This is a genomic window from Eubacterium sp. OM08-24 (assembly GCF_003438075.1).
Classification (GTDB): Bacteria; Bacillota; Clostridia; order Oscillospirales; family Acutalibacteraceae; genus Ruminococcoides.
Genome location: NZ_QSTA01000002.1, coordinates 42,017 through 62,199 on the forward strand (window position 1 = coordinate 42,017; position 20,183 = coordinate 62,199).

The 20,183-nt window shown below is 35.0% G+C and carries 23 protein-coding genes, 1 tRNA gene and 1 CRISPR repeat array (1 of these 25 cut by a window edge); of the genes, 15 read left to right on the top strand and 9 right to left on the bottom strand.

All coding sequences use genetic code 11. From position 1 onward, the window contains the following. Positions 1-18: 18 nt before the first annotated feature. Positions 19-279 carry a DUF6809 family protein gene (locus DXC23_RS05170; RefSeq protein ID WP_117705110.1) on the top strand — a complete coding sequence of 87 codons (261 nt, stop codon included), beginning with the start codon at positions 19-21 and terminating at the stop codon, positions 277-279. Positions 280-710: 431 nt separating this feature from the next. Here DXC23_RS05170 and DXC23_RS05175 read toward each other — a convergent pair whose 3' ends face one another. Further along, the gene (locus DXC23_RS05175) at positions 711-986 is read right to left on the bottom strand and encodes a leucine-rich repeat domain-containing protein (RefSeq protein WP_117705111.1); all 276 of its coding nucleotides are present in this window, start codon (positions 984-986) and stop codon (positions 711-713) included. A 134-nt stretch (positions 987-1,120) separates the two neighbouring features. Between DXC23_RS05175 and DXC23_RS05180 the strand changes: the two genes are divergently transcribed. The 9 genes from DXC23_RS05180 (at position 1,121) to DXC23_RS05215 (ending at position 8,168) form a co-directional block, all read left to right on the top strand. Beyond that, the gene (locus tag DXC23_RS05180; RefSeq protein ID WP_117705112.1) at positions 1,121-1,447 is read left to right on the top strand and encodes a hypothetical protein; all 327 of its coding nucleotides are present in this window, start codon (positions 1,121-1,123) and stop codon (positions 1,445-1,447) included. A gap of 65 nt (positions 1,448-1,512) precedes the next feature. After that, positions 1,513-2,034 (top strand): hypothetical protein, encoded by a 522-nt coding sequence (locus DXC23_RS12630; RefSeq protein ID WP_242997424.1) that lies wholly within the window; start codon positions 1,513-1,515, stop codon positions 2,032-2,034. Further along, positions 2,024-2,563, top strand: a complete 540-nt coding sequence (locus DXC23_RS12635; protein ID WP_242997425.1) for a WYL domain-containing protein — start codon at positions 2,024-2,026, stop codon at positions 2,561-2,563. The genes DXC23_RS12630 and DXC23_RS12635 overlap by 11 nt, the downstream gene beginning before the upstream one ends. Before the next feature lie 14 nt (positions 2,564-2,577). Further along, entirely contained in the window at positions 2,578-3,324 is a 747-nt protein-coding gene (locus DXC23_RS05190) for a hypothetical protein (protein ID WP_117705113.1), read from the top strand. Between the two features lie 106 nt (positions 3,325-3,430). Then, positions 3,431-4,087 (top strand): leucine-rich repeat domain-containing protein, encoded by a 657-nt coding sequence (locus tag DXC23_RS05195; RefSeq protein WP_117705114.1) that lies wholly within the window; start codon positions 3,431-3,433, stop codon positions 4,085-4,087. Between the two features lie 23 nt (positions 4,088-4,110). Continuing rightward, positions 4,111-4,629 (top strand): leucine-rich repeat domain-containing protein, encoded by a 519-nt coding sequence (locus tag DXC23_RS05200; RefSeq protein WP_242997426.1) that lies wholly within the window; start codon positions 4,111-4,113, stop codon positions 4,627-4,629. 9 nt (positions 4,630-4,638) lie between these two features. Then, the gene (locus tag DXC23_RS05205; protein ID WP_117705116.1) at positions 4,639-5,688 is read left to right on the top strand and encodes a WYL domain-containing protein; all 1,050 of its coding nucleotides are present in this window, start codon (positions 4,639-4,641) and stop codon (positions 5,686-5,688) included. 15 nt (positions 5,689-5,703) lie between these two features. Continuing rightward, the gene (locus DXC23_RS05210) at positions 5,704-6,951 is read left to right on the top strand and encodes a hypothetical protein (RefSeq protein WP_117705117.1); all 1,248 of its coding nucleotides are present in this window, start codon (positions 5,704-5,706) and stop codon (positions 6,949-6,951) included. Positions 6,952-7,007: 56 nt separating this feature from the next. Continuing rightward, a complete protein-coding gene (locus DXC23_RS05215) occupies positions 7,008-8,168 on the top strand; it encodes an ADP-ribosylglycohydrolase family protein (RefSeq protein ID WP_158552444.1) in 1,161 nt (386 codons plus the stop codon). Positions 8,169-8,219: 51 nt separating this feature from the next. On the opposite strand, the gene DXC23_RS05220 is transcribed toward DXC23_RS05215, so the two are convergent. Then, the gene (locus DXC23_RS05220; RefSeq protein ID WP_117705119.1) at positions 8,220-9,731 is read right to left on the bottom strand and encodes a DUF6076 domain-containing protein; all 1,512 of its coding nucleotides are present in this window, start codon (positions 9,729-9,731) and stop codon (positions 8,220-8,222) included. A gap of 130 nt (positions 9,732-9,861) precedes the next feature. Between DXC23_RS05220 and DXC23_RS05225 the strand changes: the two genes are divergently transcribed. The 5 genes from DXC23_RS05225 (at position 9,862) to DXC23_RS05245 (ending at position 13,722) form a co-directional block, all read left to right on the top strand. After that, positions 9,862-10,071 (top strand): helix-turn-helix domain-containing protein, encoded by a 210-nt coding sequence (locus DXC23_RS05225; RefSeq protein ID WP_117705120.1) that lies wholly within the window; start codon positions 9,862-9,864, stop codon positions 10,069-10,071. After that, on the top strand, positions 10,068-10,427 hold the full coding sequence (locus DXC23_RS05230) for a helix-turn-helix domain-containing protein (RefSeq protein ID WP_242997428.1): 360 nt from the start codon (positions 10,068-10,070) through the stop codon (positions 10,425-10,427). The genes DXC23_RS05225 and DXC23_RS05230 overlap by 4 nt, the downstream gene beginning before the upstream one ends. Before the next feature lie 139 nt (positions 10,428-10,566). Beyond that, the gene (locus tag DXC23_RS05235) at positions 10,567-10,968 is read left to right on the top strand and encodes a hypothetical protein (protein WP_117705122.1); all 402 of its coding nucleotides are present in this window, start codon (positions 10,567-10,569) and stop codon (positions 10,966-10,968) included. 3 nt (positions 10,969-10,971) lie between these two features. Then, positions 10,972-12,330, top strand: coding sequence for a MobP3 family relaxase (gene mobP3 / locus DXC23_RS05240; protein WP_117705123.1), 1,359 nt, complete (start codon positions 10,972-10,974; stop codon positions 12,328-12,330). 174 nt (positions 12,331-12,504) lie between these two features. Further along, positions 12,505-13,722 (top strand): site-specific integrase, encoded by a 1,218-nt coding sequence (locus DXC23_RS05245; protein ID WP_158552446.1) that lies wholly within the window; start codon positions 12,505-12,507, stop codon positions 13,720-13,722. Positions 13,723-13,798: 76 nt separating this feature from the next. Here the strand turns inward: DXC23_RS05245 and DXC23_RS05250 are convergent, their stop codons facing one another. From DXC23_RS05250 to DXC23_RS05275, 7 genes are all read right to left on the bottom strand, one after another. After that, positions 13,799-14,743 carry a radical SAM protein gene (locus DXC23_RS05250; RefSeq protein WP_117705125.1) on the bottom strand — a complete coding sequence of 315 codons (945 nt, stop codon included), beginning with the start codon at positions 14,741-14,743 and terminating at the stop codon, positions 13,799-13,801. Positions 14,744-15,135: 392 nt separating this feature from the next. Further along, positions 15,136-15,211: transfer RNA gene (locus DXC23_RS05255), tRNA-Trp, on the bottom strand. A gap of 249 nt (positions 15,212-15,460) precedes the next feature. Next, positions 15,461-15,832 (bottom strand): hypothetical protein, encoded by a 372-nt coding sequence (locus tag DXC23_RS05260; protein ID WP_117705126.1) that lies wholly within the window; start codon positions 15,830-15,832, stop codon positions 15,461-15,463. Continuing rightward, entirely contained in the window at positions 15,816-15,989 is a 174-nt protein-coding gene (locus DXC23_RS12415; RefSeq protein WP_147580692.1) for a nucleoside triphosphate pyrophosphohydrolase, read from the bottom strand. Before DXC23_RS12415 ends, DXC23_RS05260 begins: the two co-directional genes overlap by 17 nt. 123 nt (positions 15,990-16,112) lie before the next feature. Then, positions 16,113-17,234 carry a cysteine desulfurase family protein gene (locus DXC23_RS05265; RefSeq protein WP_117705127.1) on the bottom strand — a complete coding sequence of 374 codons (1,122 nt, stop codon included), beginning with the start codon at positions 17,232-17,234 and terminating at the stop codon, positions 16,113-16,115. A 13-nt stretch (positions 17,235-17,247) separates the two neighbouring features. Next, the gene (locus tag DXC23_RS05270) at positions 17,248-17,445 is read right to left on the bottom strand and encodes a hypothetical protein (protein WP_117705128.1); all 198 of its coding nucleotides are present in this window, start codon (positions 17,443-17,445) and stop codon (positions 17,248-17,250) included. Continuing rightward, the gene (locus tag DXC23_RS05275) at positions 17,405-19,009 is read right to left on the bottom strand and encodes a hypothetical protein (protein ID WP_117705129.1); all 1,605 of its coding nucleotides are present in this window, start codon (positions 19,007-19,009) and stop codon (positions 17,405-17,407) included. Before DXC23_RS05275 ends, DXC23_RS05270 begins: the two co-directional genes overlap by 41 nt. Positions 19,010-19,253: 244 nt before the next feature. After that, a CRISPR array of direct repeats spans positions 19,254-20,183; the repeat unit is 36 nt; unit sequence GTTTTACTACCTTATGAAATTACACTATTCTCAAAC; it runs 1,479 nt beyond the window's last position.

Consider the following 20,183-nt stretch of genomic DNA (forward strand, 5'->3'; position numbering starts at 1 on the left):
CGAAAGGTGGTATAAACTATGGATATACTTGAAGATTTATATTACGGAAACTTATTTCCAAACGAAAAATGCGCTAAGCTTGATGATGAAACCAAAGAACTGCTTGTCTTACTCAACAGAAATGAAGAAAAGCTCATTGCAACACTTTCCGATGAGCAGAAAGAAACCTTTGAAAAATACAAGGACTGCAATTGGGAAATCTCTGAAATCTGCGAACGGCAATCCTTTATCACAGGCTTTAAGCTTGGTGCAAAGATTGTCATTGAAGCAATGACCTGAAAGTACAAAAGCAAGCAGGAGATCACGCAAATGTGGTCTCCTGTTTTGCAAGTTACATATTCAAAATCTGAGTCGCAGTAAACAAAGATAAGCTAGAAAAACTCCAAAAAGTTGCTGCGGGGCAAATCAGAAAGCCTGATTACACCGCAATCCGCTGTTTTGTTATTGCTTGAAAGATTATTATTTACACAGAATTTTATGGGGTGCCTTGATTAACATATGCAAACCGTGACATCGTTCTGGACTTTTTATCGCTGAGTTGCTATTAAAATATTGTGTTAACTGTTCCGGAATATTGTATAACGCAATGTATAATTTGTATTCTTCTACCGTCAGGCAACGCTATCCATTTGACATACTACTTTGAATTGTTATATGTTTTAACCTTATGTTATTCGCAAATGCATAGTTATTAATTTTGACTTCTTTTGCTAATATTTTAACCTCACATAAATTTTGCACAATGCAAACGCATAGAAATCTATATTTTTAACACCATCCGGAATTGTTATTTTTTCAATTTTATTACAGCAAGCAAAAGCACTTTGCTCAATACTTATTACGCTGTTAGGTATTACGACATCCGTAATATTTTCACAACCCAAAAATGCCTCACTTCCTATGATTCGTACAAGATCAGGGATAATTACACTTGGTTCGGGGTCAATAACTTTTATTAATACACCATTTTCAATTAAAAAATCCATATCGCAAACTCCTTATATCTTTTTGATTATACAATAACATATCATGTGCACAAAAAACAGTCCATGCCATTTGATATATTTAAGTTGAAAAGGGAATCGGATGATTTCAAATTTACTTCAAAGGAGAAATGAATATGTCAAAAGTAATTATCATTATTGTCGGAGTGCTGGTTTTTATACTCGGGCTGAATCTGGAAAATGAGATTATTCTCATCATTGGCGGAAGTTTTGTTGCAACAGGTATTCTTTTTGTTCTGAGCGCAATAGCCGGCTACGGCAAATCACAGAAAGAAAAAGACAAAATTGAAAGAGAAATTTTCGATGAATTCCATAAGGGCATGACAAGACGGACAAGATATGATTTGAATAAGCGTGTTATGAACGACAGAATTAATAAAGATATTCAGGACGATATAACAAAAGGCATTAACCGATCATCAAGGGGGGTAGAATTTAGCTGAAATATTTGTAAGATTATTGAATTTTTTATGTAAAAGTGTTAAGATTATGGCGGAGATGATAGTATGTGTGTTACGCAGCCGAAAAGCTGTTGATTATGAATATTCTTGATATTCTCAAGAAATATACTGACGAAAATCACAGGCTCAGTCAGAAGGAAATCGTTGAAATTCTTGATAACGAATATGATATGAAAACCGACAAAAAATCAGTTAAGCGAAATCTTATGAATCTGATTAAGTTCGGTTATGATATCGAATACAGCGAATCTCTGAGGGTTTATAAAAATAAACAGAGAAAAGAAATTGAGAGCCTTATTCTCTCCGACTTCTATCTGAACTGTGATTTTTCCGATGGAGAGCTGAGATTGCTTATAGACAGCCTGATGTTTTCAAAGCATATTCCGCATGCCCCATGTATGGAGCTTGTTGAAAAGCTTGAGGGACTTTCTAATATCTATTTTCGGTCACGGGTAAAGCATATCTCTACTTTTACAGATAATTCAGTGGATAACAAACAGCTTTTCTATACTATTGATGTTTTAGACGAGGCAATCAGTAAAAAAACAAGTATCTTTTTTGTATTATGAATACGGAACGGACAAAAAGCTCCATTACCGCAAGCGACCCGACCGAAGTGTCAGAGAATACATAATCAATCCGTATCAGATGGCGGCGAAGGAAGGCAAATACTACCTTATCTGCAATTATGATAAATATAACAATATATCAAATTACAGGATTGACCGAATTGCCGAAATAAAACTCCTTGATGCTCTGGCAAAGCCCTTTGAAAAACTTGACGGTGCAGAAAAGCAACGGCTGAACCTTAGTAAATATATGGGAGAGCATATTTATATGTTCTCAAGTAAAACTGTTCGAGTTAAATTCCGAATTACCAAACCGATGATAAGCGACGTAATAGATATGTTCGGAAATGATGTAAGGTTTACGGATGAAACAGATTCTTTTGTCACTGTCACAGCCAATGCAAACGAAATGTCAATGTTTCAGTTTGCAAAAAGCTTTGCGCCTGATGTAGTGGTTCTGGAGCCAAAGCAGTTGAGAGATAAGATTAAAAATGATCTGGAAAGGTCGTTGAAAAAATATAAAATTTAAAGGAGTACATAGTTATGGAATACAAAAATGCATTAGACTTTTTACTTTACAGTTATTTTGGATTTGACGGGGGAACTAAAAAAATTGAAGAAAACAAAAACGAAATCCCAACATATTGTGCTAATCGTGCGTATTTGGATTTAGCCCGTACGGTTGAATTTAAATACTCCAAATCAAAATTAGATAAAATGAAAAAGAAAAACTCTCCACAAAATGAGAAAGATGAAGCGAAAGCCTTTATTAAAGAAAAAGAAAAGCTTATAAATGGAATATGTGAAAGTATGCTTGCTGCTATTGATGGCAAAGAGTGCAACAATAATGATTTTAATGAATGGCACGAAAAAAAGTGTAAATCCATTAAAAACAATATGAACGAGGCAGTTGACAAGACAAATGATTTCATCATCAAGGTTAATACTTTTACAATAGGTCAAGCACAAAAGTGGCTGAATATGACTTTGAAATATTTATGGCTCCTCAATATTTTGCCGGATGGCTTGAATGAAGAATACTTGCATATTCCTGTTGACAGTTACATAATAGAGGCTGTTGGTGCTAAAAAAGATAATTATCAATACGGTCTAGAATTAGTGAGTCCTATATCAAAATCATCTTGGAGCTCTTGGGACAATTATGATAAGTATATGGATTTTCAGGATGAAGTTAAAAAAGTGATTAAAGAAAAGTATAATTCTCTTACTCCTATTGAGTGGGAGTCTCTTGCTTGGATTGAAGTAGCAAAAAGTAAATCATCCGATTAAGCGGATATAATTGATATTCATTTTATGAGGTGATTGTATGTGTACTCCGCATTTTGAAATTCAGAACGGTGTCCTGACAAAGTGCAGGATGTAGGGAGAAGAAAACATGACTGTAACAATTCCCGACGGTGTAACCAGCATCGGAAAAAATGCTTTTTTTGATTGTGGATTATTGCAAAGCATAACAATTCCGGACAGTGTAACAAGCATCGGGAAAAAAGCTTTTTGGGGTTGTGACGCACTGAAAAGCATAACAATTCCTGACAGTGTGATAAGCATCGGGAATAAGGCTTTTGCGGTATGCACAGCCTTGGAAAGCGTAACAATACCAAACGGTGTAATAAACATTGGAAAATATGCCTTTTCAGGATGCAATTCGTTGCAAAGAATAGATGTAAGCGAGGGTAATTCCAATTATTTCTCTTGTGGTGGTGTATTGTTTGACCAGTCCAAAAGCATACTTATTAAATATCCGGAAGGGAAAAAAGATTTATCTTTTACGATACCTGACGGTGTAACAATCGTTGAAAAATATGCTTTCAACTGGAGTAAATCACTGAAAAGCATAAAAATTCCTGACAGCATAACAAGTATCAGATGCAAAGCATTTGACAGATGCACATCGCTGAAAACCATAGATGTGAGCGAAAGTAATACTTCTTATTCGTCTTGCAACGGTATATTATTTGATAAGGCTAAAAAACACTTATTAAATATCCGGATGGGAAAAAAGATACATCTTATATCATTCCTGATGGAGTAACAAGCATAGGGGATTTTGCTTTTATGTATTGTATATCATTGAAAAGCATAACAATTCCTGACAGTGTCACGAGTATTGAAGAAGATGCTTTCTCACAGTGTAAATCATTGAAAAGTATAACAATACCGAACAGTGTAACAAGCATTGGAGATGGCGCTTTTATGAATTGTGAATCATTGCAAAGTATAACAATACCGGACAGTGTAACAAGCATAGGAAAAAGTGCTTTGTTCTCGTGTGAATCATTGAAAAGCATTACAATTCCTGACAGTGTCACGAGTATTGAGGATACTGGTTTTTCTTGGTGTGAATCGTTGAAAAGTATAACAATACCAGACAGTGTAACAAACACCGGGAATCATGCTTTTATGAGATGCACAGCCTTGGAAAGCATAACAATTCCCGAAAGCGTTACAAGCATCGGAGATAGTGCTTTTTATCATTGCGACAACCTTACAATCTGCGCTCCTGCCGGGAGCTACGCTATTGAGTATGCCAAAAGCAACAGCATTAAGTTTAAAAGAAATTTGATTTTTGTGTGAGGTGATTGTATGTACGCTCCGCCGCCGAAAAAGATGCTGATTATAAATATCCTCGATATCCTTAAAAAACATACAGACGAAAACCACAGGCTCAGCCAGAAGGACATAATTGAGATTCTCAACAAAGAATACTGTATGAAAATCGACAGAAAGTCGGTCAAGCGCAACCTGATGAACCTGATTGAATTCGGGTACGATATTGAGTACAGCGAGTCGATAAGGCTTGTGAAGGATAAAAACGGAGAAGAAGTGGAAAGCAAAATACTGTCCGACTTTTATCTCAACAGACCTTTTACCGACGGCGAGCTTAGGCTGCTGATTGACAGCGTTCTGTTTTCAAACCATATTTCCTATTCGCAGTGTAAGGACCTTGTTGAAAAGCTTGAGGGACTTTCAAATATTTGCTTCAGGTCAAGGGTAAAGCACATTCGCAACCTGCCTGAGAATCAGCCGTCAAACAGCGAGCTGTTTATGACCATTGAAACGCTTGACAAGGCTATAAGCCGAGGCTTGCAGGTGTCTTTTACATACAACTCCTATGACATTGATAAAAAGCTTCATCCTCGCAAGAACAGCGAGGGGGAGGTGCGCAACTACATTATAAATCCGTACCAGATTGTTGCAACAAACGGCAGGTACTACCATGTAGCAAACTACGATAAATACGATGATATTTCACATTACAGGCTTGACAGGATTACAAACATCAGACTGCTTGAGACTCCTGCAAAGCCAAAAAAGAAGGTCAAAGGAATTGAAAACGGACTTGATTTACCAAAGCATATGGCTGAGCACATCTATATGTTTTCAGGAGAAAGCGTTACAGTAAGATTTATAACAAAACGATATTTAACAACCGAAATTATTGACTGGTTTGGAAAAGATATAAAATTTTCCGATGAAACCGATGATGAAGTTACCGTTACAGTAAAGGCAAATGAAACAGCTATGCAGCTGTGGGCGTTACAATACGCAAAGCATATAATGGTTATTTCACCACAAAGCCTTGTTGATAAAATTAAAGATGATATTGCTTTTGCAATGGAAAATTATAAATAAAAGGAGATTTTCATTATGAATACTATTTATTTGCACGGAGTAAAATGCTGGATTGTAAACCTTATGCCATTTTCGGAGAAAAAAAGAGATTCATTTAAGGTTTTGCCATTTCAGAAGGCTTGCATAGAACATAAGATTTTTGGTATGGGCTGGGGCACTGATATAATTACTGATATACCGGATAATGCAAAGTTAGACGATTTCAGCAAAAAAATATATGAAACAAAAGCTAAAGAAAAAGAAGAATACCGCAATGAACCATATAAATCTGCTCTCAATTCATATCAAGAGATATCCGACGGTGATTTTGTCATTATGCGTTTAAAAAACTCTCATTATTACATCGGCAGAATTATAGGAAACGCAAAATATATTCAAAGATTATTCGTTGATGGTGCTAATAGGTTGTCGTGGGGATGCAATGTTGATGAATGGATTGAACTTGAAAATGAAGAAAAAATCCCATCTGAAATTGTAGGAAGATTTTCTCAAAAATACCATTCAACAATTCAACAGGTATCCAATTTAAGGTTAAAAGCTTTGATAATCTCCCTTTATGAGCATAAATCAAATAAATGCGGTTTTAACATACCAAAGATATTTTTAAATGAAAGCAATTTTGTGACGACACTTAATTATATGGAGCTTGAGGATCTTGTAAGCCAATTTATATACGACAAACACCGAGAAAACGGTTATGTACTGTTACCATCCTCATGTAAGGTTAATAAACAAAATTATGAGTTTAGCTTTGTGAGCAAAATTGGAAAACCTATAACCTGTCAGGTTAAGAATCAAGAGAGTATCGACCCCAAAGGATACGCAAAAGAAGATAGTTATGAAAAAATATATCTTTTTTCGGGGAAATGGTCACAAGAAGAAGCAGACAGACTAAAAGAAGAATATAAAAATACAAATATTTATATTATTTCAAAAAGCGAATTATATAAAACTCTTAATGAAAATTCATACCTGAAAAATAAACTTGCTGAATTTTATAATATTGATAACAATACAGTACATTCTTATGAAATGATTAAAAATATACTTGAAGAAAATCCAAAAACAAAAGAATGTATAGTCTATAAAAAATGCAGATTTACAAAAAATAAAATTTATAAATTTAATGACAATAGAAAAATCATTTACATAGAGAATTATGAATGTTTTTACTCACCTGAATTTAATTCAATATTCATAAATTCATCAGATAAAACTTATGATGACAGTATTGAAAAATTCAAAAATACTTTTGACATATAATCTGATGAAATATTGGGAATATTATGGTAAAAATATTTTTTCTCGTCGGAGATGAATTGATTATTGAAAGCGAACACTTCACTAAAGGAAAACAAGAAGGTGCTATATACCGATATTCTAAAACTCATAAAGAAGTCTGGGATGAATTATATAAGGGCAAATACAAAGTTGAATATGACTTCTATCCTCGTGGAGAAGTCATATATGAATTATGCTCGGACTCTTACATTATTTATAAAGATCCCTGTATAGACAATTCATATATTGACAAATGTATTGCCTTTGGAATTAAAAGTAAATACACGATTATTGATGACGAGCGTTTTCTTTGTCATGCTTGCAGAACTAACAGTAATATATTCGGTGCAATTTGCGGAGATATTTTGGGTTCAACATTTGAGTTTGAAGAGAAGAAATACAATAATATTTCAGAAATTGATTTGTTTAGAGGCGGGAGTCATTTCACCGATGACACTGTGTTGATCCCCGCTGTTGCTGACTGGCTGTTACATGATTTGAATGATTATGAAAATGATGATTGCTTTAAAGAAAAGTTAGCAAAAAGAACGGTTGATTATGTTTGCAGAAAATATAAAAATCAATCATTGGACTACGGATTTAATTTTTGGCAATGGTGCAACAAAGCCTATCTGATTGATGAATACGAACCTTATAACAGTTTTGGAAATGGTTCTGCAATGAGAGTAAGTCCAGTTGGATGGTTTTTTGATACTATGAAAGAAACTATGCGTTTTGCAAAGTTGTCTGCTGATATAACTCATAATCATCCAGAAGGGGAGAAAGGAGCAATGTGCATTGCCGCCGCAATATTTCTTGCAAGAAACGAAAAATCAAAAAATGGAATTAAGAAATATATAATTCATACATTTGGTTATTCCGAACTGAATTTATCAGTTGAAGTATTGCGTGAAAAAAGTAATTATAGCGTAACTTGCCAGGATACAGTTCCTTTGGCAGTTGCTGCTTTTTTAGAAAGTACCGATTTTGAATCAGCCATAAAACTTGCAATTTCATATGGAAGTGATTCAGACACAATTGCTGCCATGGCAGGAAGCATCGCAGAAGCTTACTATAAAGAAATTCCTTCATATATTGCGGATTTTTGCAAGTGTAAACTTGATAAACATGCCGCCTTCTTATGCAAAGAATTTTTTGATATCGTAAAAAATACAATCTACAAATCATACAATAAATAATTTCAAGCCATGAAAAAAATCCGTGGCTTGTCGAATTTTCTGGTCTGTATTTTAATGCTTTCTGTTCCTATTAGGGAAGCAACTATCCATCCAATTGATAAAATCTTCCTCTGTCAGCTTTCCGTCCATACATTCATTTCGCTTGGTTATAGCCTCATATTTCCACTTCTTAAAATCATCCTCAAGTATAGTATGAGCCTTAACTCTGGCGGAATATCTCTTGTAATATTTATTATAAATCTTAATGGCGGCGTTGTCCGCCATTTTCTTTTTGTAATTTTCAAGTGCCATAATATCCTGACAGTTTCGAGTTTCACCCTCTGCAATTCTGTCACAGTAGTTTGTGTTGTAATTGCCCTTCATAATAAAACACTTGCCACAGCGTTTGCACTTTCTGAAGCGAATATCCTGTTCAAGCATTTTCGTAAATTCAAGTTCAAGTGCTTTCCTGATATTCCTGAATTTATAACTTGTATTAGGGGAAATAGGAAAGCGACAGAACACTTCCATCACGGCGTCACTCAAATTATATTTCTTCTGAAATTCCTTATGCTGTTCAGTCGTCTCATATTCATTCATAACTCTGCTGAGAAAATCTTCTTGAGATAAATGAATCGGCAGGATTTTTCCATTGGGATTGCTTCTGCTGTAACTAAAATACTCCTCTCTTTGAATTGTCAGAGGCTGGTTATGTATTATTTTGTAAAGATAATACCTTTCAGCCGGCTTGATTTTCTCCATTACCTCCGGATAGAAGTCTTCGTCAAAACAGAATTCTATTAGCTCCTTATACTCATTCTGTAATGTAAGCAGATAGTTGTAATACCAAGTTAGACCTTCAACAGGTAAGTTTTCTTTCAAAAACACAGGAGGACAAACTGCTGAGTATAAAGACGCATTGGCTATATTCTCAATGAAAAGTTTGCTGTCTGTATATCTGAAAAACATTTCAACATTTTCCTGATTGCAGTTGTATATTTTTTCAGGTTTTTCATTGATTTCAAAGCGATTTTTCTCTTCGCTGTTTTTAATTAAGTTATCAAAAGCAGAAACAAATCCGTAGCTTTCTTTAAATGGTGTTTTAAAGTCTGCATAGATAAAATCAAGAATTCCCTCACCTATTTGCAGGTTAATAACTGTACCACTCAGCACATTATGAAGAGGCTCTTCTTTTTCTATTTCATATTCATCCATAAGATCTTGAAAATACTCGTCACTCTCATCCCAGTCAATATTATATTTTGCAGAGAAATGTTCTCGCAAGGCTTTGTTTTTCTCTAAGCCTTCAACTCTATTTTGTTCATCATCAGCTATATCTTCATCAGATAAAATGTCAGGATTAACATCCCTAAGTGAGTGTTCAAGTTCTTCAAATTCATCAATAGCCTCTTTCATTGAAAGGTCTTCATTAACCCTATCAACTTTGATTGAAAACAACTTCGAGTCCGGATCGAATGATGCAAAGTTAATGAAGAAATCATAGTACACATAGCTGTTGCTTTGCCTTGCAATATTATATTTTTCATAATCTGTATGTTTATATTCTGAGTAATCCTTCTTCATAATTTGCTCCCAAAATTAGAAAATGTAAATGTTTTAGATTTTCGATAATCAACATCACTCCAACTAAGATTATACAATTCTATTGTCTGACTGTCAATTTTCTGTTACCCTAAAATCAGAGGTGATGAAGATGAATGAGAATTTTTACAAAAGCTATGATGAACTTCCGTTGATGTTATCGGTGCAGGAGATTGCAAAGGTACTTGGAATATCAAAGACAGGTGCATATGAATTGGTCAGATCAAAGGGCTTCCCTGTTCTGAAAATAGGTTCAAGAATGGTTGTTCCAAAAGAAAAGTTCCGTGAATGGGTGGAGCAGAATACAGGAGGAAGTATTTGAGATATAACTCTAAAAATAGTGCAAGCCATTACTTTACTCTGCCGAATGAAATATTCTGTCTTGGTCTATCATCGGGAGAGATTGCCGTGTATAGTTTTCTATTGCGATGTGAAAATCGAAAAACATATCAGTGCTATCCGAGTTATAAAACAATAGGACAAGCTCTGAAAATGAGTCAGAATACGGTTAGAAAATATGTTCAAAGCCTTGAAGATAAGCATTTAATCTCTACCGAGAGAACAGAGGTAATTACAAAAGACGGACGAAAACGCAACGGAACCTTGCTCTATACTATCCGTCCTATTGCAGAAGCCATTGATTATTTTCATAGTGAGCAGTTGCGGAGGAACGCATAATTGAGCCGATTTTTCGAAGAAATTATTTTAAGCAGGTTAAAGTGGGGCGTCTCCCCACGGCGTCACATCAGACGGCAGAGCCGACTGTTATGCAGTTTTGCAGTATGTCAAAAATTAGGATTTGAGGGGTCTATCAAAAATGAGCGAAAATAAAAAGAAATATGCCTATTGGATGAAGCCTTCAATGGTAGAAGAAATGACAGAAATGCTTGATACAGCAAACGCAACTTCAAAAAGTGATTTTGTCTGTCAGGCAGTTAATTTCTATATCGGTTATCTTCATCAACAAAAATGCATTGATTATCTTTCTCCTATCCTTGCACAAACCATTAAAAGTGAAATTGAAAGCGTGGAAAAGAATGTTTCTGAAATGCTGTTCAAGATGGCTGTTGAACAAGCAAAGCTGAGCAATGTTGTTGCGGCAACAAATAAGATTGATAATCATTCATTGTCGGCACTTAATAAGCTTTGTGCAGAAGAAGTCGCAAGGAACAATGGTATCATCACCTTTGAAGATGCGTACAAATTCCAACGAGGTTAATAAATGCCTAAAATAATTTTTACAAGTCGATACATTAAAAATCCTGCATCATCAAATGCAGGTAAGCTGATAAAATATATGGGCACTCGTGAGGGTGTTGAGAAACTACCGAATGGTATTGATAATGCCCCTGCAACTAAAAAACAAAATAATTTAATATGTACTGCACTTAAAACCGTTCCTGAAGCTTGGGATTATCCTGAACTGAAAGCATATCTTGAAAATAAGACAAAGTCTAACGCAACAGAATTCCTCAACAAATTTCTTGAACGCAACGCAGACAGGATAGGCGGTGTTAAAAAGTTAGTTTCATATTATGCAGAAAGACCGGGTGTTGAGAAGTTAAGTAAACACGGATTGTTTTCTCAAACTGACGAGAAGATAAATCTTGAAGAGGTTGCTGAAGAAGTTTCAAATCACAATGGAATTGTGTGGACTCATGTGATAAGTCTTAAAAGAGAAGATGCTGAAAGACTTGGCTACAACAATGCAAATGAATGGAAAAGTCTTGTGAGAAGGAATGTACTTGAAATTGCCAAAGCACATAAGATAGAGCCAAGCGACTTGCAATGGTACGGAGCATTTCATAACACAACATATCATCCACACATACATCTTCTGGTATATTCTAAATCAGGACAAGGCTATCTAACCAACCAAGGCATAGAAAGTATGAGAAGTGTATTTGGTAATGATATATTCAGAAACGAACAGTACAAGCTGTTTGAAATGCAGACAGAAATCCGTGACGAGCTAAAAAACGAAGCAAAAAATGTAATTGATGATTTAGTTGCAAATATTGATTCAGACGTATATGTTTCCGATAAAATGGTTGAGCTGTTTAGAAAACTTGATGAACAGCTCAAAAGTTACAACGGCAGGTTGATGTATGGTTACCTTCCCAAATCATTCAAGGAAACTGTCAATAATATTGTGGTGGAACTTGCAAAGGATAAAAATTTGTCAAAGCTCTATTTAAAGTGGAATGAAATCAACAGAGAAAAGCTGTCGTTGTACTACGATAAAGAAAAACCTGATATACCGCTTGAAGATAACAAGGAATTTAGAAGCATTAAAAATTACGTTTTGAAGTCGGTTAATCTGATTTCACAGACAACCACGACAAAGAAAATGGATAAATCAAGTGTTGAACATTATGTTTCAGGAATAGTTCTAACGCTTGCAAAACTTATTGCAAACAGTTGTAGGCGTAAACGAACTAAATTATTCGGTCAGGTTGACAGCAAACTAAAATCCAAGCTTGAAGAGAAAAAACTTGCCCACGGACTTAAAACCGACAGAACAGTTAATCAGAATGAAATCGAAAATGACGAGGAACAGGGATTTACAATGTCAATGTAATCCCTCTGTTGAGCCGTGTGCTGCCCGTGTTGCGATTTTGTTGCAATCAGCAGGAAAGTAATCGAAATTTTAAATTTAAACCGACACAGACGGTTTTTGAGAAATTAAAATTTGGTCTGGATATTCAGATAAATTTATGGTATGTTGTTGTACTTGAAAAGGAGGCTTGATGTTATGTCAACAAGAAAATTACTTACTAACGGCAACGCTTTCAAAAGGACGGATAGTCGTTGGGGCGGTGTTGTTTGGTATATGGATGAGCAAGGCGAACGAAAAAGGAAGAGCTTTTCCGGTACAACAAAAGCCGAAGTCAACAAGAAAATAACGGAATATATTGCGGTGTTCAACGACTCAATAATTGAGTCGCAAGAAACAAAGAAAAGACTGAAAGACAGTATGCAGAACTGGCTTGAGGTATTTAAGTTTCCGTCTGTTGAACGTACTACATATGACAGATACGAATGTACAGCGAAAAATCAAATCTATCCGTATATCGGTGAAAAGGTAGTCGGAGATGTTAAGTCGGCTGACATTAAAAAGTTGCTCAATGATAAGATGAACGAGGGTTATGCTTACACAACGGTTAAGAAGGTACATAATGTGCTGAATGAGTATTTCCGTTATCTTACTCAACAAGAGTATATTGACAGAAATCCTATGATAAGTGCTCCGATGATTAAAAAGAGCAACTTTCTGGCGGCGCAGGAGAAAGAAAATCTTCCGACGAGCGAAACCATAACGGTGTTCACGCCGGAAGAGATTAAAATATTCAAAGATGAAGCGTTCAGTACATTCTCAAACGGCAAGAGAAAATATCAGCAAGCCGCCGCATATATCCTTATGCTGAATACTGGATTGAGAACAGGCGAGGTGCTGGGACTTATCAACAGCGACATTGACCTTGAAAACAGGGTTATGCACCTGAACAGAGGTGTTAAGGAAATATCAAAGCGTGACGGCGTCACAGCAGAAAAAGGACGAGAAATAAAAGTCGGCAAGCTCAAAAGTGCCACAAGCAAGAGAGATGTTCCGCTGAACGATGCTGCAATAGAAATGATACTCGACTTGAGAAAAGAATTCTACTTCGGAGAAGACTCACCGCTGATACCCGATGAAAACGGCAATTTCACCAGACCTGTAAATTTCAGAAAACGCTATTACAGAATCCTCAAAGCCGCAGGTATAGAAACCAAAGGTTTGCACTCGCTCCGCCACACCTTCGCCACCAACCTTGTAAACGGAATAAAGCAACCTGTCGGCTCAATCAAATCCTTAACTCCAAGACAGGTTGCAGACTTACTCGGCCATACAACTTCGGAAATAACCGAACTGTATTATGTAAAAAGAGATTTGACGAAATTTAATGGGATAACGGATGGGTTTGAATTGTAAGGCGAAAAAACATCGGACTTGAACTTCACTTCAAATCCGATGTTAGTTTTTGTTTTACCTATAAAAACCGGAAATACTAACTACATACATTATCAATATGCTTATTTAAGAGATAAGCTTTATAATCATAGCTATCAAAAATCTTATGCGATCTAAAATTTCCATATCTTTCTACAAGCTCTGCAATAGTAATTTCTCGCGCAATATTAAGCGCAGGGATATTTTCGGTTAAAATATTTTTGACCATCTCATCAGGGTTGTTTAATTTCAGATTGCCGATTTTCCAATTATCAAGCATATGAGTGAAATTAAAATAAACATCAAACTCATTTGAAATATTCAGAACAATATCATTATCATTGTGATATACAAAATGGGAGTAGTCATTCTTTAGCATATTGCATAGTTCTGACTCTGCATACATATTTTTTAAATCGGGATAATATGTAATTAACTCTTTCGGGATATCTTCTTTGTTAATTCTTATATCATACAGCTTACGGTTTTCACCGTCACAAGAGCCTGAATGCACAAAGAAGATGAAATCTCGGTTAAACGCCCTGCATCTTTCACGCAAGTTAAGCGTTTCACTTAATTTCAAAATCCCGACTATTTCTTGAGCGTTTTCTTGATTAATAAATGCCTGCCAACGGGGTGCGATTTTGTTGTTAATCAGAATTTCAGTTGCTTGTAGCAGTTCCTCAAAAGCTCCGTTTCTTCCGACATATTTGTCAGTTAGCTTCTTAAGTCCAAAGAATGTGAGCTGAACAGAATTGACATTAAGCGATTTTAAAAAACGAACATATTTTTTGTCACGGACTAATCGAAAAAAGCTCGCCAATTCAAAACGCTGAGGCTTTGAATTTATTGAAATTTGATTATCTCGTTTCCAACGATTAATGTAATCATCCGTAAAGTCGGGTTCTCTTAACCAGCTGTAATATGTTATTGAATTAAAATATGGCTTGAAAAAGTTGACAATAAATCCATCGTCGCTTTCTTTCATATTCTTGTTATTCATATGTCAAAGCCAACAGTGCTTGCATCTGTTTGGGCAACCATACATATCAACTGCTAAAATTAACTTTTTATTTATCTTTTCCAATTTGCGTCCTCCTAATTATTATCTAAATTAAAAGGACGCAAAAACACGCTTGACGCTCATAATACCCTCCTGTTACAAATAGTATGATTGTTATTTTGATTATAGCATAGTTAAAATTTTTGTAAATAATATTGCTTATAAATTGATGCTATTTTGATGATGCAGCTGACGGAAAGGTTGGAATTATTAGCGCCGGATAACGATTTTTAGCAAAAAATCAGCTGAAAATATCGGTCTGACAAACCACATTCCGCACATATTTATATTCCAAAAAACGGCTTAAACGCAGTGTTTAAGCCGTTTTTACTTGGCAGGGGCAGAAGGACTTGAACCCTCGGCACGCGGTTTTGGAGACCGCTGCTCTACCAACTGAGCTATACCCCTATATCTATTTTATTTTCAAGACAAGATGTATTATATCAAACTTCGCATAATTTGTCAAGGATTTTTTGAAAATTTAATATTTATTTTGTATCTAAATCAGAATACCAAATAACATACTATCAAACGGATTGATACTTCATAATATGCAAAGCTAAGCACATCATATTAAAGAACGGACAATATCTTTGCTTTAGGAAAACAAGGAAATGCGCAAGAAATTCAAATTGCGTCAATCCCTTTATTTTATACTTACAAATTCCTATAATATTCATCCAGCTTTGTATCGCAAACGGTTAAGATATATTCTATATCCGACTTGGAAAGGCGATTGTATATTTGGGGGTTTAAATATATGTATTTTTGATTGCATGAGATTTCCATAAAATTCATATCATAGAATCGTTTAAACGGAAAGCGTAGGATATTATTTTCAATCTGTTTTTTACTGCAATTATTTGAAGAATAAATACTTCCCTTTTTCTCGGCAACGAGTCCATTATTTCTGCGTTTTTTATAGAATTTATCAAAATAATCTACAATATCAGAAAATTGTGCCTTACCCTCATCGTCAGCAAATCTAAAAAATGCTTTCAAAAGCAACGGCTTATAGGAATAGGTCATCTGCATGATACTCTGCAACTTCTTCGTCAAGCATTTTGTCCAACATTTTAATATATTCTTCATCATCGAGAATTTCTATTGAACACTCATCTCCGTTTGATCTGATTATTTCCGGAGTGCGGTCACGAACAAGTTTATTATAGAGCTTTTCACCCAAAAGCTATCACCACGCTATATAATATATGTAATATTATAATATAATGCAGTGAATTTTCAATAATTTTTATGAATAGTGCAAAATTATTACCTTGATTTTCTAGACTATTACATCTATTATTGTTTATTTTCCCTTTAAAATATGTATTAATGCCTTAGCAATCTTTACTGCCTCGTCGGTTGTGTTGTCTTTGCCTAAAGATATTCGGATTGTACCCTTTGCATATTCATTAGGTGCGGCGATAGCTTTCAGTACATGAGAAATTTGTGTATTTTGGCTGTCGCAAGCCGAACCCGTTGACACCATTATTCCCATTAAATCAAGACGGTGCAACAACATTTCCCCTTCTGCGCCTTTAAAAGAAAGACTGAGATTGCCGCTTATCTGCGGTTGTGCGCCATTGCGAATATAGTCAATTTTTGCACTGCTCAGCAAATGCACTATTGTTTGCTCCAATTTTTGCAAATGCTCTGTATTCTCAGCTATTGCGGCAATATTTTTCTCCAAGGCTTTCGCCATTCCTACTACCGCACTAATATTTTCCGTTCCGCCACGCATACCGCCCTCTTGAGCGCCGCCGTTTATATACGGCTGTATTTCAACTCCATTTTTAATATAAAGGAAACCTATTCCCTTAGGCCCGTTGAATTTATGCGCTGAACATGACAGCATATCAATATTTAAGTCTTTTACATCAACTCTGATATGACCTAATGCCTGCACTGCATCGGTATGAAAAATCAAACCATTTTCATGGGCAACGGCGCACAATTCCTTTATCGGCTGAATTGTTCCGATTTCGTTATTTGCCATCATAACCGAAGAAAGCACTGCGTTTTCTGATATTGCGCTTTTAAGGCTTTTTGGAGTTATAAAGCCTTCTTTTGTAGGGCGAATATATTTTGCTTTGTATCCGCAGCTTTCAAGATATTTGCAGGAATTAAGCACTGCGTGGTGCTCAAACTCAGAGGTAATAATTACACTGTTTGGCTTGTGTAAATTCACAATTCCTTTGAGCGCCCAATTATCGCTTTCTGTGCCGCCTGAAGTAAAAAATATTTCATTAGGTTCGGCATTAATACATTTGGCTATACTTTCCCTTGCGTTTTTAAGTGCCTTTTTTGATGCTTTGGCAAACGAATAAGGCTGAGAGGCATTGCTGTAATCTTCAAGCAAAAACGGGCGCATCGCATTAAAAGCATCTAAGTCTAATTTTGTTGTAGCTGCATTATCGGCATAAATCATTTATAACACCGCCTTATTCAAATAATTTGCAACCCTCGTCTTTAAATTCTTCTATCTTATCGAGCAAATCCTCTACCGTTGTATCCAAATACTGAGCCAAACAATCCAAGCAATAAAATGTATCGGCCTGTGTGCCCAAGAGTTTTTTATTGATACCGACAGTATTTTTGTCAAGATTTTGTAATCCGCAGCTTATGCAATATTTTTTCATTAGTAGTCCTCTTTAAGTTTGAAAACAGGCATTTTTTTACTTTCGGTTTTGTATTCCTTTGGGTCAAGTATGGAAAACCGGCATTTGGAAATCCGCCAAATAAATCTACATCTTTTACGCTAACATAATCTCCGATACAAAATTGCTCCAATACATTATCGGTAGCGATAACATCAAATTTCGCCTGCGATTTTGAAACAAACTCGTCTTTACTTATTCTCAAGGAATTTTCATATACAGGCTCAAAATAAATAGAAGTATCGAGATCTTCTTTTAAGATATCAAGCTGTTCTAATGTAAAATGATTGTGATTTTTTGCAAATGTTGCAAAAACATCGCTCATAGATAATTTTTCGCCAAAAGTGCTGATGATCTTACCCTTGAACGAAAACCTATCTTTGAGTTTATAGCCAATTACATCTCTCAGTCCAATACCGGTTAAATACGGATACCTCTCCATAACAGACGGCAACTCACTTTCGATAGTATCGGTAAGTTCCTTGCCTCCCATATACTTTTTATCTGCAATAGATAAGCTTATCCACCTTGCAATTAAATCTATTTCATACTGAGTAAGCTCGACAATATCTGCATGGAAATACTCGCCCTTTTTATTTCTGATAAACTCGTCACTGTTTGAACCCGAAATTATATTCTTTATTTTGCTGTTTGAAATATGAGAAAGCGCCAAAACAATGTCCTCTGTTTTTACAGGCATTCCGCTTGATATTAAAAAATCACGAATTTCCTGCGCCTCATCTGCCTCAACATTTTCTCCGCTTGCAATGAAGTTTTTCTTTAAAAAATACATATTTGAGCGATTGATATATATAAGATATGTTTTCAGCATATCAACACTATTTATTCTGCCTTGTGCAAAATCGTCTGCAAAATTGCGGTAAAGCGAATCATAATAAATTATATTTTTACCACTTTCAAAAGTGTCACTGATATATTTCAGCAACCTCTGCTTTGCCGCTTCACCAAGCATATCTTCGGGAAGATACGCCATATTGCCATATTTAATGGTTATGCTTTGAATATGATCACAAATTGTTTGATCATCATACTGCAACTCGGTTTCAAAAGTATTTTGCCATTGAATACGAAATCTTCGAAGACTTAATTTATCATTAAGTCTAAAACCTTTTTTATAATTAGCCGACAAAATCTTTCTGTACTGCTCTAAAAGAGCATTAAAAAAGGCTGTTTGACCAGCACAAGAAATTTTATCTGTTTTATCGCCAATGTTTGGATTACTTTTCTTATCCAAAGCATAGCTCGAAATATATTTTATAAAAAATCGGTAATATTCGTTCAAGGCGCTATCAATTTTTTGAATTTGCCTACTGTTTCTTGCCCTAAAAACCACATCTTTATTAACGACTTTCATCACCTTATATACATCATCTGCGTTGGTAACTTCAAATAGCGAATAGCCGAGTTTTCTGTTACTTTTACTGTATGTATCAACTAAATCGCATAGCTTTTTAACACGAGGAATATCGGCTGAACGGACAGAACTATCAAGCCATTTATAAAACTCCTGTTTAGTTTCTGCCATAGTACTCTCTCCTTTTTTGATTTCATCTGAATAACCGTTACATAGTCGTTATAAAAATTCACAATTTTGTATAGATTATATTATTTAAACATAGTATAATATGTATTATTTTATCATTTTTTACAATTATTTGCAATAACCTGTTGTTACAAAATTTCACCAACAGTTTTATATAATATGTTTAATATAAAAATAACGCAAATTGCTACTGCAATTTGCGAAATATAATTTTATTATTTATCACTTTATTAAACCTTATGAAATTACACTATTCTCAAACCTGTAACAGATGACCGACAATATTGCTGTTGTTTTACTACCTTATGAAATTACACTATTCTCAAACATCTGTCATCGCTTTAATTTGCATATTATAGTTTTACTACCTTATGAAATTACACTATTCTCAAACAAGTCCGTCAGAAACAATCACATCAGTTATGTTTTACTACCTTATGAAATTACACTATTCTCAAACTAGAACGGCAAAGAGTAAAGAATATATGAGGTTTTACTACCTTATGAAATTACACTATTCTCAAACCGGTCTTTTTGCGGATACCGCTGTTTACCTGTTTTACTACCTTATGAAATTACACTATTCTCAAACATAAGCCTTTGCTACTATGCTATTCCGGCGGTTTTACTACCTTATGAAATTACACTATTCTCAAACGCTTTGATTGCTAATAAAAATAAAGAAGGTGTTTTACTACCTTATGAAATTACACTATTCTCAAACGTACTTACATTAGAGAGAACACCGTTGACAGTTTTACTACCTTATGAAATTACACTATTCTCAAACTAAATCGTCTATATCCATATCAGGTGAACAGTTTTACTACCTTATGAAATTACACTATTCTCAAACTGCAATACTTGTTGACAGTGTTCGCAAGCAGTTTTACTACCTTATGAAATTACACTATTCTCAAACTACCAAAAACAATTATTGAGTGTATATTAAGTTTTACTACCTTATGAAATTACACTATTCTCAAACCTGCATTGCACTTTTGATTGCTCTTTTGGGTTTTACTACCTTATGAAATTACACTATTCTCAAACCAAAAAGAGAAGGAATATAATCAGTGCTATGTTTTACTACCTTATGAAATTACACTATTCTCAAACATCACCCACTCCGAACTGCCAAACATACAGTTTTACT